General features: G+C 70.1%; 15 protein-coding genes. 11 read left to right on the forward strand and 4 right to left on the reverse strand.

Annotation, left to right across the window (positions count from 1 at the left end; genetic code table 11):
- Positions 1–126: 126 nt before the first annotated feature.
- Entirely contained in the window at positions 127–939 is an 813-nt protein-coding gene (locus OXS49_RS03145; protein ID WP_267421738.1) for a hypothetical protein, read from the reverse strand.
- Positions 940–1,185: 246 nt separating this feature from the next.
- On the opposite strand from OXS49_RS03145, the gene OXS49_RS03150 reads away from it, so the two are divergent.
- The 8 genes from OXS49_RS03150 (at position 1,186) to OXS49_RS03185 (ending at position 7,415) form a co-directional block, all read left to right on the forward strand.
- Entirely contained in the window at positions 1,186–2,667 is a 1,482-nt protein-coding gene (locus OXS49_RS03150) for an ATP-binding protein (protein ID WP_267421741.1), read from the forward strand.
- Entirely contained in the window at positions 2,664–3,338 is a 675-nt protein-coding gene (locus tag OXS49_RS03155) for a response regulator transcription factor (protein WP_243917968.1), read from the forward strand. The genes OXS49_RS03150 and OXS49_RS03155 overlap by 4 nt, the downstream gene beginning before the upstream one ends.
- A 16-nt stretch (positions 3,339–3,354) precedes the next feature.
- Positions 3,355–4,038 (forward strand): thiaminase II, encoded by a 684-nt coding sequence (gene tenA, locus OXS49_RS03160; protein WP_267421891.1) that lies wholly within the window; start codon positions 3,355–3,357, stop codon positions 4,036–4,038.
- A 145-nt stretch (positions 4,039–4,183) separates the two neighbouring features.
- Positions 4,184–4,834: a DJ-1/PfpI family protein gene (locus tag OXS49_RS03165; RefSeq protein WP_267421893.1), complete on the forward strand. Its 651-nt coding sequence runs from the start codon at positions 4,184–4,186 to the stop codon at positions 4,832–4,834.
- A gap of 223 nt (positions 4,835–5,057) precedes the next feature.
- Positions 5,058–5,519, forward strand: coding sequence for a TerB family tellurite resistance protein (locus tag OXS49_RS03170; protein WP_244004903.1), 462 nt, complete (start codon positions 5,058–5,060; stop codon positions 5,517–5,519).
- A 14-nt stretch (positions 5,520–5,533) separates the two neighbouring features.
- Positions 5,534–5,938 (forward strand): CidA/LrgA family protein, encoded by a 405-nt coding sequence (locus OXS49_RS03175; protein WP_244004905.1) that lies wholly within the window; start codon positions 5,534–5,536, stop codon positions 5,936–5,938.
- Between the two features lie 3 nt (positions 5,939–5,941).
- Complete coding sequence (locus OXS49_RS03180) at positions 5,942–6,658, forward strand: LrgB family protein (RefSeq protein WP_243925033.1); 717 nt, start codon at positions 5,942–5,944, stop codon at positions 6,656–6,658.
- A gap of 349 nt (positions 6,659–7,007) precedes the next feature.
- Positions 7,008–7,415: a MucR family transcriptional regulator gene (locus OXS49_RS03185; protein ID WP_267421747.1), complete on the forward strand. Its 408-nt coding sequence runs from the start codon at positions 7,008–7,010 to the stop codon at positions 7,413–7,415.
- 28 nt (positions 7,416–7,443) lie between these two features.
- On the opposite strand, the gene OXS49_RS03190 is transcribed toward OXS49_RS03185, so the two are convergent.
- On the reverse strand, positions 7,444–10,098 hold the full coding sequence (locus OXS49_RS03190) for a glucosidase (protein WP_267421749.1): 2,655 nt from the start codon (positions 10,096–10,098) through the stop codon (positions 7,444–7,446).
- A gap of 86 nt (positions 10,099–10,184) precedes the next feature.
- On the reverse strand, positions 10,185–10,847 hold the full coding sequence (locus OXS49_RS03195) for an HAD family hydrolase (RefSeq protein ID WP_267421751.1): 663 nt from the start codon (positions 10,845–10,847) through the stop codon (positions 10,185–10,187).
- Between the two features lie 149 nt (positions 10,848–10,996).
- On the opposite strand from OXS49_RS03195, the gene trpA reads away from it, so the two are divergent.
- The 3 genes from trpA (at position 10,997) to OXS49_RS03210 (ending at position 14,150) form a co-directional block, all read left to right on the forward strand.
- Positions 10,997–11,836 carry a tryptophan synthase subunit alpha gene (gene trpA / locus OXS49_RS03200; RefSeq protein WP_244004913.1) on the forward strand — a complete coding sequence of 280 codons (840 nt, stop codon included), beginning with the start codon at positions 10,997–10,999 and terminating at the stop codon, positions 11,834–11,836.
- Between the two features lie 81 nt (positions 11,837–11,917).
- Positions 11,918–12,814: an acetyl-CoA carboxylase, carboxyltransferase subunit beta gene (gene accD / locus OXS49_RS03205; protein ID WP_267421753.1), complete on the forward strand. Its 897-nt coding sequence runs from the start codon at positions 11,918–11,920 to the stop codon at positions 12,812–12,814.
- A gap of 10 nt (positions 12,815–12,824) precedes the next feature.
- Entirely contained in the window at positions 12,825–14,150 is a 1,326-nt protein-coding gene (locus OXS49_RS03210; protein ID WP_244004917.1) for a folylpolyglutamate synthase/dihydrofolate synthase family protein, read from the forward strand.
- Between the two features lie 222 nt (positions 14,151–14,372).
- On the opposite strand, the gene trxA is transcribed toward OXS49_RS03210, so the two are convergent.
- Positions 14,373–14,696 carry a thioredoxin gene (trxA, locus tag OXS49_RS03215; protein WP_243925026.1) on the reverse strand — a complete coding sequence of 108 codons (324 nt, stop codon included), beginning with the start codon at positions 14,694–14,696 and terminating at the stop codon, positions 14,373–14,375.
- Between the last annotated feature and the right edge of the window lie 61 nt (positions 14,697–14,757).

The following is a 14,757-nucleotide window of genomic DNA, read 5'->3' on the forward strand; positions in this document are numbered from 1 at the left end:
CTTCCCGCAAGCTTGAGCGATCCCGAGCAAGCCCGGGGTCGCCAGGGGGGAGAGCGTGTCGGCACGATTGTGTGAACTTCGTAGCCCGCAGTGAAGCGAGGGAGGGCGCGCGAGCGGTCCAGCCGTTCAGAACACGCTCTTCACCGCGTCGCCGATGGCGTCGACGCTTTCCTTCAGCTTGCGTCCGGCGGGCGCCAGCGACGGGAGCTTGATCCCGAGCACCTCCGTTTCCTCCGACTCCGCGGGCTCGGCCTGCGCGACGGCGGTGGGGGCCGTACGCTTGGCCTTCTCGGCGGTCTTCGTCGGCGGCGTCGGCTTCGCGGCGACAGCCTTGGGCGTCGCTTTCGGAGACTTCTCCGCCGGTGCGACCGCCGCGACCGGCTTCGGGGCCGGCTCGCTCAGCACGCGGGCGCGCACCGTCTCGGACGCGCGCGGCGTCTGGAGCGCCGCCGTGCGGCTCGGCGGAAGCGGCACGACCTGTCGGCTCGCCGCGAGCGGCGCGACCGGTGTCGGGGTCGGGATGCGCCGGGTCGGCGGAACGGATGCGTCGGTGGCCTTGGCGGGGGGCGCGACCGGCGCTTTGCTGGGCGCCGCCGCCGGGGTGAACGTGTCGGGCAGGGATGCCATGCGGGGGGCCTGAGCGACCGGTTCGGCCGGCTTCGCCTCGGGGGTCGCGGATGCAACGGTTCCGGCCAGGGCCGGAAGCCCGTCCTTCAGGTCGGGCCAGTCCTGGGCGCGGCCAGGCGCGGCGGTGATCTTCATCGGGGGCGGCGATGCGAGCCCGGCCATCAGCGTCGAGGCGGCGACCCCGAAGCCGCCGAGCACGCCGATCCCGGCCAGCCCGAACAGGACGATGCGCAGGTCGAGCGCACGGCGCGGTGGCGCTGCCGGAATCCGGTTCTCCCGGGTGTCTGACGGGTCCAGAGCGAGGTCGATCATGGTCCGGGGTCTCTGACACGAGGCACGACGCGCGACCGGCCCCCCCATGACCGATCGCCTTCCTCCGGCGAGCCGGAGGCGGTTCAACTCGGCTGCCAGTAGAGGAGCCGCAATACGGCGCAAAGATGTCGGTCCGAAGTCTGGGCGGGGCCAGTCGATCCACGTCTATCCACAAGATATGCAGCGACGGCTTAACGATCCGTCATCGACCGGCACATTGGAGACGTCAGGGTCGACGGGCGCCGCATGGACTTCGCCCGCGTGCCCGCTATGGGTCTCGGAGTGGATACACGACCGACAAATCTCCCGATGCCCGCAGCTCCCGCAAGCCGGGCCGGGCGCTGGCCCTGGTCGACGTGGTCGACCCGGGCGCGGCTCATCGCCGTGGTGCTGTTCATCGACGCCCTGGCGGCCCTGATCTCGTGTGGCGTGATCGTGCTCAACGCCCGGACGGCGGTGCGGGTGGAGACACGGGCCTCGCTTGCGACGGTGGAGTCGCTGGTCGCCGACACGATCCGCCTCTCCGAGACGACCCCACCCGAGAGCCTGCTCCAGACCCTCGACCTGCGCTTCAAGGTGCTGCGGCACGTCCGCGTCGCGGTCCTCGACGATGCCAGCGCGCGCGTCGGCAGCGCGGTCCCGACCCATCGGACCGTGCGGGAAGCACCGGGCTGGTTCGCCGACCTGATCAGGCCGCCGATCGAGCGCCACACCCTTCCGATCACGGCAAAGGGGCAGCAACTCGGCACGGCGCAGATCACCACCCAGCCCCTCGACGAGATCGACGAGATCTGGGGCTACGCGCGGGCGCTCTCGCTGACCACGGCGGCGATCAACGTCGCCATGCTGATGGCGCTCTACGTCGCCCTCGGCCGCATCCTGGCGCCGCTGCGGCGGCTCGGCGCCGGCCTGACGCAGCTGGAGCACCACGATTACACCGCCCGTCTGGAGCCCCCAGGCGCCCAGGAACTCGCGGTCATCGCCGAGCGGTTCAACAAGGTGGCGGCGGCCTTGAGCGAGGTCCGCGCCGCCAACGGGCGCCTCAACCGGCAGCTGCTGACGGCGCAGGACGACGAGCGTCGCCGCACCGCCCTCGAACTGCACGACGAGTTCGGCCCTTGCCTGTTCGCACTGGAGGCGAATGCCGCCTCGATCGCCCGGATCGCCTCGGGTCCGACCGAGCCCAGCCGCGAGAAGCTCGCCGCGCGGGCGGCCGAGATCAGCGCCATCGTGGGGCAGGTCCAGACCGTCAACAGGGAGTTGCTGAACCGTCTGCGGCCACACGGGCTCGGGCAGGCGCCGCTCGCCACCTGCCTCGATCTGCTCCTGCGGGGCTTCGCCCAGCGCCATCCCGGCCTCGATCTCGTCGGCCGGTTCGACGGCCTGGCGCGCGGCTACGGCGACCTCGTGGACCTCACCGTCTTCCGCTGCGTGCAGGAGAGCGCCACCAACGCCGTGCGGCATGGCGCCGCCACCCGGGTCGAGGCGGAAGCCACGGAATCCAAGAACCACCTGACCGTGACGATCCGTGACAACGGCACCGGGCTCCCGGGTCCTGGCGCCCCGGCCGAGCCCGGCACCGGGCTGGGTCTTTCGGGGATGCGCGAGCGCGTCGAGGCTTTGGGCGGCACCTTCGCCCTTGACAATGCCGGCCCCGGCGCAATCGTCCGGATCATGATCCCGGTCCCGCCGGACCGGGGCGACGAGAACAACGCGCCGAGCGCATGAACGCCATCGCCTCCCAGATCGACATCGCCGCCACACGCCTGCCGGTTCTCGTCATCGACGATCATCCGATCGTGCTGCAGGGCTGTCGCCGCGTGCTGGAGGATGCCGGCGTCGAAACCATCGCTGAAGCGACCTCGGTGGTCGCCGGATACCGGATCTTCCACCGGCTCCGGCCGCCGGTGGTGATCTGCGACCTGACCTTCCAGGGCAGCGGCATGGCCGGTCTCGGCCTGATCCGCCGGATCCGCGCGGTGGCGCCGCAGACGCGGATCCTCGTGTTCAGCATGCACAACGATCCGGTGATCGTCGCCCGCGCCCTGGAGGCCGGGGCGCTCGGCTACGTCCTGAAGGATCATGCCTCGGCCGAGCTGTTCGAGGCCTTCGGCAAGGTGCGGATCGGGGAGGTCTATCTCGACCGGCGGCTGGCCACCGAAGTCGCGATGCTGCGGGCGGACGCCCGGCGCACGCCGGAATCGCAGCTCACCCCGCGCGAGCAGCAGATCCTGGCGCGCCTCGCCCAGGGGCGGTCCTATGGCGCCATCGCCACCGACCTGTCGGTGAGCTACAAGACCGTCACGAATGCCTGCTCGCAGATGCGCCAGAAGCTCGGCGTGCGAACACTGGCCGAACTGATCCACGTCGCCGTCACGCACGCCCAGCGGCAGGGCTGATATGGCTGATGCAGCTATGGCCGATCATGCCGGACAGGGGACGTTCTCGCAGGAGGCCTGGGCGCGCAACGCCGCCGCCTACGAGACCATCCGGTCGATGCCGTTCAACGCGGAACTCGCCGCCGGCACGCTGCGGCAGGACAGGTTCCGCCACTACATCGTGCAGGATGCGCATTACCTTGTGGGCTTCGGCCGAGCGCTGAGCCTCGCCGCCGCGAAGGCGCCGGATCCGGACGGGATCGTGCAGTTTTCGGCCGCCGCCCAGGAGGCCATCGTGGTGGAGCGCGCCCTGCATGGCGGCTTCTTCCGCGATTACGGCATCGGGCCTGAGACCTTCGCGGCCACGCCGCTGACGCCGGCCTGCGACCATTACGTGAACTACCTGCTCGCCACCGCCTATGCCGAGCCGTTCCCGGTGGTCTGCGCCGCCCTGCTGCCCTGCTTCTGGATCTACAAGGAAGTCGGCGACGACATCTTCGCCTGCGCCGCATCCGACAACCCCTACCGGGCCTGGATCGACACCTATGCGGGCGCGGATTTCGCCGAGGCCGTCGCCGCGATGATCGCCGCCACCGACCGGGCGGCGGACGACGTCACCGCCGGCCAGCGGGAACGCATGCACCACGCCTTCACCCAGGCTACCCGCCTCGAATGGATGTTCTGGGATAGCGCCTACCGCGACGCGGACTGGCCGCTGTGACGCGCCTTTCGTGACCGGGCCGGCGGGTCCGCGCCGCCGGGACCTCATCGCCGCCGCGGCCGCGGCGGGCGCCGCTTGGCCGCTCCGCGCTCGGGCGGATGATGGTCCAGGCCCGATCCCGGACGAAAGACCGGTCCGGATCGCGATGGTGCTGTTCCCGGGCCTCACCGCCCTCGATCTCGTCGGCCCGCAGGAGCTGCTCGCAGGGCTTGCGCCCGGCAGCCTGCACCTCGTCGCCGAGGCGGCCGGACCGGTGGCGAGCGATACCGGCGTGTCGCTGTTGGCGACCCACACCTTCGAGACTTGCCCGCGGGACCTCGACGTCCTGTTCGTGCCGGGGGGCGACGGCACGCCCGCGCAGATGCGCAACGCACGGCTACTGGCCTTCCTCCGGGATCGTGCCGAACGGGCCGCCTGGGTGACGAGCGTCTGCACCGGATCGCTGATCCTCGGCGCAGCCGGCCTGCTGCGGGGTTACCGCGCCACATCTCACTGGTGCGTGCGCGACGCGGTGCTGCCGCTCCTGGGCGCCGAGCCGGTGGCGGAGCGGGTCGTCGTCGATCGCAACCGCATGACCGGTTCCGGGATCTCGGCGGGGCTCGATCTCGGGCTGGCACTGGCCGCCCGCCTGCGCGGACCCGCTTATGCCCAGACCGCGCAGCTCGTGGCCGAATACGCCCCGGACCCACCGTTCCGGGCCGGCACCCCCGCGGAGGCCGGGCCCGCCGCGGTTCGTGCGGCGGACGCGATCCTGGCGGAGCTGGTCGCGGGGGCGACCGCGGCGGCGCGGGGCTAGAGCGCTCTCCGCCGCAGTGGACACCGGTTCGGCGCAAGAGAGCGCGTCACAACGAGGGCTGAGAGCCGTGCCCGATTGCAACGCGATCGGTCACGGCTGTCAGACCGGGGGCGATGCAGCGCGGCCACGCCCGGCCTCCATCAGCGATGCCATGCTTGACGACGCTCGGCGTCGGCCCGAACTGTGCGAGGCACGATCGATCGGTGCCCCCTTCGGAGCCCCCATGTCCCTTATCGCACGCCTGCGCGCCTATGCGGCCGAAGCCCTCGGCGTGGGCGCACACGAGGACGTGGACGACACGCACCTCGCCGCCACTGCGCTCCTCGTCCACGTGGCGCGGGTCGACGGGATTCTGGCGGCCTCCGAGAGCGAGCGCCTGTCCCGCCTCGTGCAGGGCCATTACGCCGACGGTCCGGACGCGGCGCGGGCGCTGATCGAGCGCGCGGCGGCGATGGATGCCGAGACCCGCGACGTGGTGAGCCTCGTGGAGATGATCCCCCACGAGGCCGATAGGGCGGAGCGCGAAGCGCTCTTGACCATGGCGTGGTCGGTCGCAGCGGCGGACGGCCGAGTCGACGAATTCGAGGAGGCCTTGGTCGAAAGGTTGGGCCGGCTCCTCGGCTTCGACGATGGCGCCATCGCAACGGCGCGACGCATCGGCCAGCGGCAGGCCGGGATGGTATAAGGGCAGCCGCGGCGATGATCGCGAGCCTGGCGCTCATTCTGCTGGCCCAGCTCGTGGGCGAGGCGATCGCCCGCGGGGCCCACGTGCCGATCCCCGGACCCGTGATCGGCATGGGGCTGATGTTCGGCTTCCTGCTGCTGCGCGACACGCCGCGGTTCGGTTTGCCCCGCTTTCTCCCGAAGCCGCTGACCGACGGCACCCTCGAGATCACCGCGCGGGGGCTCCTGATGAACCTCTCGCTGATGTTCGTTCCGGCGGGCGTCGGCGTCGTCGGCCGCCTCGACCTGCTGCGGGCGCAGGGCGTGAAGCTCGCCATCGTGCTGGTGGTGTCGACGGCGCTCTCGTTGCTCGTGACCGTGCTGGTGTTCCGCGCCGTGGCGGCCCGGGTGGAGGGGCCGGGGCGCGATGGGGAGTCCTGACGCGTGAGCGGCGATTTCTCCCTCTGGGTCTACCTCGCCAAGACGCCGCTGCTGTGGCTGACCGTGACGCTGACCGCCTACGTCCTGGCGGACCGGATCGCCGCCGCGACCGGCCGGCATCCGATCGCCAATCCGGTGCTGATCACGGTGACGCTGGTCGGCGGCGTGCTGGCCCTGAGCGGCACGGCCTATCCGGTTTATTTCGAGGGCGCGCAGTTCGTGCACTTCCTGTTGGGACCCGCGACCGTCGTGCTGGCCATGCCGCTCTATGAGCGGCGGGCTACCGTCAAGCGGGCGCTGGTACCGATGCTCACGGCCCTGGCCGCGGGCGCGGCGACGACGCTGGCGGTGGTGATCGCGTTGGCCCGGCTGCTCGACATCCCGCAGCCGGTTCTCGTCTCGCTCGCCCCGAAATCGGTGACCTCCGGCGTCGCGATGGGCATCGCGGAGGCGCTCGGCGGCGATCCGACGCTCACCGCGATCCTCGTGATCCTGACCGGCATCATCGGGGCGATTCTCGTGACGCCGATGATGAACGCGCTGAAGATCCATGACATGCGCGCCCGCGGCTTCGCGGCAGGCTTGGCCGCCCACGGCATCGGCACCGCACGCGCCTTCCAGGTGAGCGAAGTGGCCGGCACCTTCGCGGGCATCGCCATGGGGCTCAACGCCTTCCTGACGGCAATCCTGGCGCCATTGGCGCTGCATCTGCTGTTCTGAGCCACCTTCCCAGAGCGGCCGGCTGGTTTCGCGCAGGCAACGCGCGATCCACCCGGATGCCGACTGGACCCGTGCGCGCCGCCCTGTCCGGAGCATCCTGACACGCCCCGCCTCGACACTTGGCCCGCCGTCGCCGAACGACACGCCCGGCGGCATCGACGCCGTCCCCGATAGGCGCGCATGCTGGATTGGCGTTGACGACCTTTACATATTTTAGGTAGAGTGATTCATAAACTAATTCGCGCTCTAGTTGTGTCGAGTGTGCGACTGATCAGACCCTTCCGGTCGGTCGCCGTCGCAACGCGAATATAAACCCCCGTCGAAATCGGACGGTACGGAGGAGGCGGCCATGCGGATCATCCCGCCCAGTGTCGAGATCGCCGCGCGGATCACGAGCGCTTACGTCACGCGCAACAGCGTTCCGGCCGATATCCTGCCGGATCTGCTGACCACGGTACACGGCGCGGTTGTGGGTCTTGACCGCCCGTCGCAAGCGCCGACCCGACGCGCGACCGACGCGCAGATCCGGGCCTCGATCCGGCCCGACGCGATCGTCAGTTTCGAGGACGGAAAACCCTATAAGACCCTGCGGCGCCATCTGACCCTCCGCGGCCTGACGCCGGAGGCTTACAGGGCCAAGTGGGGCCTGCCGGTCGATTACCCCCTGGTGTCGGCGATCTACAGCGCCCGCCGCTCGGACATCTCGCGCCAGATCGGGGCCGATCAGCGGCTCCGAATGAGGACGGCGGCCGAGTAGGGGGCACCGTCGGGGCGCGCGCTGCCGCTCAGTCCGGCGCCGAAGCCGTGGCGACGTCCTGGATCAGCAGGGCCACGAGCCCGGACCAGCCGGTCTGATGGGAGGCGCCCACGCCGCGGCCGGTATCGCCGTCATAATATTCGTAGAACAGCACGAGCTCGCGGAAATGCGGATCGTCCTGCTCGATTTGGCTGTCCCCGTAGACCGGCCTGCGCCCGTCGGAACCCCGCGTCGAAAGAGCGATCAGGCGACGTGACAGGTCGAGGGCGATCTCGCGCAGGGAGGACGTCCCCCCCGAGCCGGTCGGTGCCTCGACCCGAAAGTCTGGGCCGTAATAATCGTGGAACCGGTTCAGGGCGGTGATCAGCAGATAGTTGACCGGCATCCAGACTGGCCCGCGCCAGTTCGAATTGCCGCCGAACAGGCGCGAGCGCGACTCCGCGGGTTCGTAGGCGAGACCGAGATCACGCCCGTCCCAGGCGAAGCAGAAGGGGTGGTCCGCATAGACGCGCGACACCCCGCGCAGGCCGTGATCGGACAGGAACTCCGCCGGATCGAGGGCGCGGTGCAGCAGCGCCTTCAGCCGATGGCCGCGCAGCAGCGACAACAGCGCGGTCTGACCCTGGCCCGGCTCGTTCCAGCGCGACACCAGGGAGGCGAGGTCCGGGCGGTTCTTCAGGAAGAACAGCATCCGGTTGCGCAACGCGGGCAGCTTCGCGAGGTCGCATTCGTTGATCGTCGCCACCGCGAAGATCGGGATCAGGCCGACCAGTGTGCGTGCCCGGATCGGCAGGCGCGCCCCGTCGCGGGTCTCGATCACGTCGTAGAAGAAGCCGTCTTCCTCGTCCCAGACGCCATCGCCCGTGGCCGCGGCGATCAGGAGGAAATGCTCGAAGAACTTTTCCGCCATGTCCTCGTAGGTCGGGTCCTGCAGCGCCAGCTCGATGGCGATGCGCATCAGGGCCAGCGCGTAGGCGGCCATCCAGGCGGTGGCGTCGGACTGGGTGAGGGTGGCGCCGTCGCCCACCGGCTTCGAGCGGTCGAAGATCCCGATATTGTCGAGACCGAGGAAGCCGCCCTGGAACAGGTTGCGGTCGTCGGCATCCTTGCGGTTGACCCACCACGTGAAGTTCAGGGTCAGCTTGTTGAAGATCCGTTTGAGGAAGGCGTGGTCCGCGGTGCCGGTGAGCGCCCGGTCCAGCTCGAACACCCGCCAGGCGGCCAGCGCGTGGATCGGCGGGTTGGCGTCCCCGAACCCCCATTCGTAGGCCGGCAGTGCCGCGTTCGGATGGGCGTAGGCCTCGTCGACCAGAAGCAGGAGCTGGTTCTTGGCGAAGTCCGGGTCGATCAGCGCGAAGACGATCGCTTGGAGGGCGAGGTCCCAGGAGGCGAACCAGGGATATTCCCAGGCATCCGGCATCGAGATGATGTCGTTGGCGCGCAGGTGCGCCCAGTCCTCGTTGCGCCCGTGCCGGCGCGCAGGGGAGGGGGCGGGCTGTGCAGGGTCGCCCGCCAGCCACTCGCGCACATCGTAATGATAGAGCTGCTTCGACCACAGCATGCCGGCCAGTGCCTGCCGCTGGACGTGGCGCATCTCGGGATCGGCGATCGGTGCCTGCAGGGCGGCGTAGAAGCGGTCCGCCTCGGATTCGCGCTGGGTGAAGACCGTGTCGAAATCCGCGAAGGGCTCCCCCGGGGCGGTCTCGGCGCGGAGGCGCAGGCGTAAGGTACGGCTCTCGCCGGGGCCGAGATGGAGCCCGTAGCGGGCGGCGCATTTGGTGCCGGACAGGTGATTGACGGCGGCCCGATCGCCGCCGACCACGCAAGCGTCGATCCCGTCCTTGTAGAAGCCCCCGGCGGGCCCGGCCCCGAACAGGCGGTGCGTGTTGGTCTCGTTCTCGGTAAACAGCAGCTCGGCGGCGTCCTCGGCGAAGAAGCGCATCGGCGCCATGTCGGGATGGCGTACCCAGACCGATCCGTCGGATCCGGCCATCAGCTCCGGCTTCGGCGTCCCCTGCTTCCACGACCATGTGTTGCGCGCCCAGAGCTGCGGCAGCAGCATCAGGTCGGCGGGTTCCGGCCCCCGGTTGGTGGCGGTGACCTGCATCAGGATGTCGTCGGGCGCCGCCTTGGCGTACGCGATCTCCACATCGCAATAGCGGCCGTTTTCGAAGGCGCCGGTGTCGAGCAGCTCGAATTCCGGATCGTCGAGGCCGCGGCGACCGTTCTCCGCGACGAGCCGTTCATAGGGGAATTCGGCCTGCGGATATTTGTAGAGCATCCGCATGAAGGCGTGGGTCGGGATGCCGTCGAGGTAGTAGTAGAGTTCCTTGACGTCCTCGCCGTGGTTGCCCTCCTGATTGGTCAGGCCGAACAGCCGCTCCTTCAGGATCGGATCGCGGCCGTTCCAAAGGGCCAGCGACAGGCACCAGTTGAGGTGCCGATCGCCGAAGCCGCCGATCCCGTCCTCACCCCAGCGATAGGCCCGGGACCGGGCGTGATCGTGGGGCAGATAATCCCAGGCCTCGCCGTCCGGGCTGTAATCCTCCCGGACCGTGCCCCATTGCCGGTCGCTGAGATACGGCCCCCAGTGGCGCCAAGCCGGATCGCTGCGCGCCGCGACCAGCCGGAGGCCTTCTTCGGTCTCGAAGAGGCGTGTCGTCACACCGTCGGGCTTGGTCATAGGCACGCTGCTCCGCGTCCGGCGTTCCCACGCTGAATAGGGCGGCGTGGCCGGCGACGAAAGTCAACGGCTCGGCCGTGATTGCCTCAACGGTCCGTGGAGAGGCGAATACCGTCCGGGCCTGCCACCGCGCGGAGCCGGCGGTAATCGGGGATCGCCGGATGCCCGGCCGGCGCCGGTTCGCGATGGGTCGCCGTCACCACGATTACGGACGCGCCCGCGACCTCGGCGGCGCAGATCCCGGCCGGCGCATCCTCGAACACGCAGCACTCCGCCGCGGCGATCCCGAGTCGGCGCGCGGCCAGCAGGAAGCAGTCCGGTGCGGGCTTACCCTGCGCGACATCCTCGGCGGCGATCATCAGGGTGGGGGTGGGCATGTCGGCCGCTTCGAGTCGGCGCTGGGCCAGGGCTCGGGGGGCCGAGGTCACGATCGCCCAGCGATCCGGCGGCAGCGTCGCCAGGAAGGCCCGCGCCCCCGGGATCTCGATGACGTCGCCGACATCCTCCATCTCGGCCCGCGTGATCGCTGCGGCCTCCGCCTCGGGGTCGACCCCTGGCAGGTTGAGGCGGCGGATCGTCTCCACAGAACGCACGCCGTGGATCGTCGGCAGGAACGTGGCCACGTCGAGCCCGTGCGCCACGGCCCAGCGCGACCACGTCCGCTCCGCCGAGGCGATCGAGCTGATGAGCGTGCCGTCCATGTCGAACAGCAGCGCGGCCAAACGGCGCGTCGGGAGCGTGATAGTCATGGCGGAGCGCTAGCGGCGGGCCGCCACGGCAGCAACCCGGGTGTGCGCAGGGGAGCCGAGCGCCGCCCGCTTCACGGGCCGCCGGCTTTGGTGTAGCGCGGGTGCAACCCCGGGCTCCGAATGCCCGCAACCGCGAACCCTGCCGACCCATGCCGAGCCGCATCGACGCCACCTTCGCCCGCGCCCGCGCGGAGAACCGGGCCGTCCTCGTCACCTACGTGATGGCGGGCGACCCCGATCCCGAGACCTCCCTGGAGGTCCTGAAGGCCCTGCCGGGCGCCGGATCCGACATTCTGGAATTCGGCCTGCCCTTCACCGACCCGATGGCGGACGGCCCGGCCATCCAGGCGGCCGGCCTGCGGGCGCTCAAGGCCGGGCAGACCGTCGCCGGCACGCTGGACCTCGTGCGCCGCTTCCGGGCGGAGAACGACGCCACGCCGATCGTGCTGATGGGCTACTACAACCCGATCCACACCTACGGCGTCGACCGGTTCCTGGAGGACGCGGTGGCGGCCGGGATCGACGGGCTGATCGTGGTCGATCTGCCGCCGGAGGAGGATTCCGAGCTGTGCCTGCCGGCCCTCGCCAAAGGGCTGGCCTTCATCCGGCTCGCGACGCCGACCACCGACGAGCGGCGCTTGCCGGCGGTGCTCGCGAATACGGCGGGCTTCGTCTATTACGTGTCGATCACCGGCATCACCGGCACCGCCACGCCGGATTTCGGCAAGGTCTCGGAGGCGGTGGGCCGCATCCGCCGCCACACCGACTTGCCGGTCGTGGTCGGCTTCGGTGTGAAGACCGGCGCGCATGCGACGGCGATCGCGAAGGGTGCGGACGGTGTCGTGGTCGGTTCGGCCCTGGTGGACGCGCTGGTGCGCTCGCTCGACGCCGAGGGCCGTCCGCAGGCGGGCAGTGTCCCGGCAGTGGCGGGGCTGGTGCGCGAACTGGCCGAGGGCGTGCGCGCCGCTTCGGTGGAGCGGGCGGCCTGAGCCGCCATCCATGCCGACCCTGGCGGTGAAGCGCCCGCCACCTGATATTGTCGCGGGCTCGAAGCGGACGGACGCGAGGCGATGGTCGAACCGATGAACTGGATCTCGGAGGTGGTGCGCCCCCGGATCAAGACCCTGTTCAAGCGCGAAACGCCCGAGAACCTCTGGGTCAAATGCCCGGATACGGGCCAGATGGTGTTCCACAAGGAGGTGGAGGCCAACAACTGGGTGATCCCCGGCTCGGAGCATCATCTCAAGATGAGCGCCCAGGCGCGCCTCAAGATGATGTTCGACGAGGGCACGTGGATCGACGTGGCGCTGCCCGAGGCGCCGACCGATCCGCTCAAGTTCCGCGACGAGAAGCGCTACGTCGACCGGCTCAAGGAGGCCCGCGCCAAGACCGGTCTGCAGGACGCGTTCAAGATCGGCTTCGGCCGGGTCGGCGGCCTGCCGATGGTGCTGGCCGCGCAGGAATTCGGCTTCATGGCCGGCTCCCTCGGCATGGCAGCGGGCGAGGCCTTCGTGCGCGGTGCCGAGACGGCGCTGGAAAAGCGCACGCCCTACGTGCTGTTCGCGGCCTCGGGCGGGGCGCGGATGCAGGAGGGCATCCTGTCGCTGATGCAGATGCCGCGCACGACCGTGGCGGTGCGCCGGCTCAATGCGGCGCGCCTCCCCTACATCGTGGTGCTGACCAACCCGACCACCGGCGGCGTCACCGCTTCTTACGCCATGCTGGGCGACGTGCACCTCGCCGAACCGGGGGCGCTGATCTGCTTCGCCGGTCCGCGCGTGATCGAGCAGACCATCCGCGAGAAGCTGCCGGACGGATTCCAGCGGGCGGAATACCTGCGTGAGCACGGCATGGTCGATCAGGTCGTCCACCGCCACCAGCTCAAGGAGACCATCGCCCGCCTCTGCGGCCTCCTGACCAACGTCGCCGCGCCGGCGACCCCGGTCACGGCCGACGAGGCGGCGTAAAGCCCGCGCGATGGCCTCATCCGATGCCCTGATGGCGCGTTTCCTCGCGCTTCATCCCCGCACCATCGACCTGTCGCTCGGCCGGATCGAGCGGCTGCTCGCCCAGCTCAACCATCCGGAGCGGCGCCTGCCGCCGGTGATCCACGTCGCCGGCACCAACGGCAAGGGCTCGACCATCGCGTTCATGCGCGCGATCCTCGAAGCCGGGGGGCTCGCCGCGCATGTCTACACCTCGCCCCATCTCGTGCGCTTCCACGAGCGGATCCGGATCGGCGGGATCGGGGGTGGACATTTCGTGGACGAGGATCGGCTGGCTGACGCGTTCGCGCGCTGCGAGACCGCCAACGCCGGCGCGCCGATCACCATGTTCGAGATCACCACGGCGGCGGCCCTGGTGCTGTTCTCGGAGAGCCCGGCCGATGTCCTGCTGCTGGAGGTGGGGCTCGGCGGCCGGCTCGACGCAACCAACGTGATCGCGCAGCCCGCCTGCGCGGTGGTCACGCCGATCGGCCGGGACCATGCGGAGTATCTCGGCGACACGGTGGAATCGGTGGCGACCGAGAAGGCCGGGATCTTCAAGCGCGGCTGTCCGGCGGTGATCGCCGCCCAGGACTACGCCGAGGCCGACGCCGTGCTGTGCCGGCGCGCCGAGGAGATCGGTGCCGGGCCCATCTTCGTCGGAAACCAGGATTTCTCGGTCCACGAGGAGCGCGGCCGGCTCGTCTACCAGGACGAGACCGACCTGTTCGACCTGCCGCGCCCCCGCCTCGCCGGGCGCCACCAACTGGTCAATGCCGGCACGGCGATCACGGCCCTGCGGGCGGCGGGCTTCGGCGACATCGGCAACACGGCCCTGGAGAAGGGCCTCACCGAGGTCGACTGGCCGGGCCGGCTGCAGCGCCTGGGGCGCGGGCGGCTGGCCGCGCAGCTCGATCCCGGCACCGAGCTGTGGCTCGATGGCGGCCACAACATCGACGGAGGCCGGATCCTCGCCGCCGCCATGGCGGATCTCGGCGAGAAGAGCGATGTCCCCCTGGTGCTGATCGTCGGGCTCCTCGGCACCAAGGACGCGGACGGTTTCCTGCGCAACTTCGTCGGACTGGCGCGCGCCCTCGTAGCGGTGCCGATCAGCGGCACGCTGGCGGCGCGTCCGGCCGAAGAAGTCGCCCGGATCGGCGAGGGCGTCGGCCTCTCGACCTATGCGGCCCCGAGCATCGAAGCGGCCCTGGCGATGGTCAAGGACATCGCCTTCGAGCGGCCACCGCGCATCCTGATCTGCGGCTCGCTCTACCTGGCCGGGTTAGTCCTTGCCGCCAACGACACCCCGCCGGTCTGACGCCGCCGTCAATGGCGTGTTCCTGTCGGTCGATGCTGTCCGCCGGCCCCAACCGGGATGCGAACGCCTTCACTGTCATCGGCGCCGGCCCGAACGGCTCCTCCTGCGACTGGACGATCGGGCTCGGGCTTCGACGCCGGATCAGAGAAAATAAATCAGCCATGAAACGGAGAAAGCCCGGCCGCATGGCCGGGCTCTCCATAAGTGATCAGAGCTCTGGGGTCAGGCGGTCTGGGCGCCGATCCAGCGCGACAGGTCGCCCTTCGGGGCGGCGCCGACCTTCTGGTCCACGCGCTCGCCGTTCTTGAACAGCAGCAGCGTCGGGATCGAGCGGATGCCGTACTGGGCGGCGATCTGCGGGTTCTCGTCGACGTTGACCTTAGCGATCTTCACCTTGCCCTGCAGATCGGTGGCGATCTCCTCGAGGGCCGGGCCGATCTGGCGGCAGGGGCCGCACCACTCTGCCCAGAAATCCACCACGACGGGCTCGGCGGACTGAAGAACGTCCTGCTCGAAGCTCGCGTCGGTCACCTTCATGGTCGCCATAACGTCACCCTTCGGAAGTCGCCGCCAGAGGGGCGGTGTCGGACGGGCAGGGGCCCGCGCG

The organism is Methylobacterium sp. GC_Met_2 (assembly GCF_026540795.1).
In the GTDB taxonomy this organism is placed as follows: domain Bacteria; phylum Pseudomonadota; class Alphaproteobacteria; order Rhizobiales; family Beijerinckiaceae; genus Methylobacterium.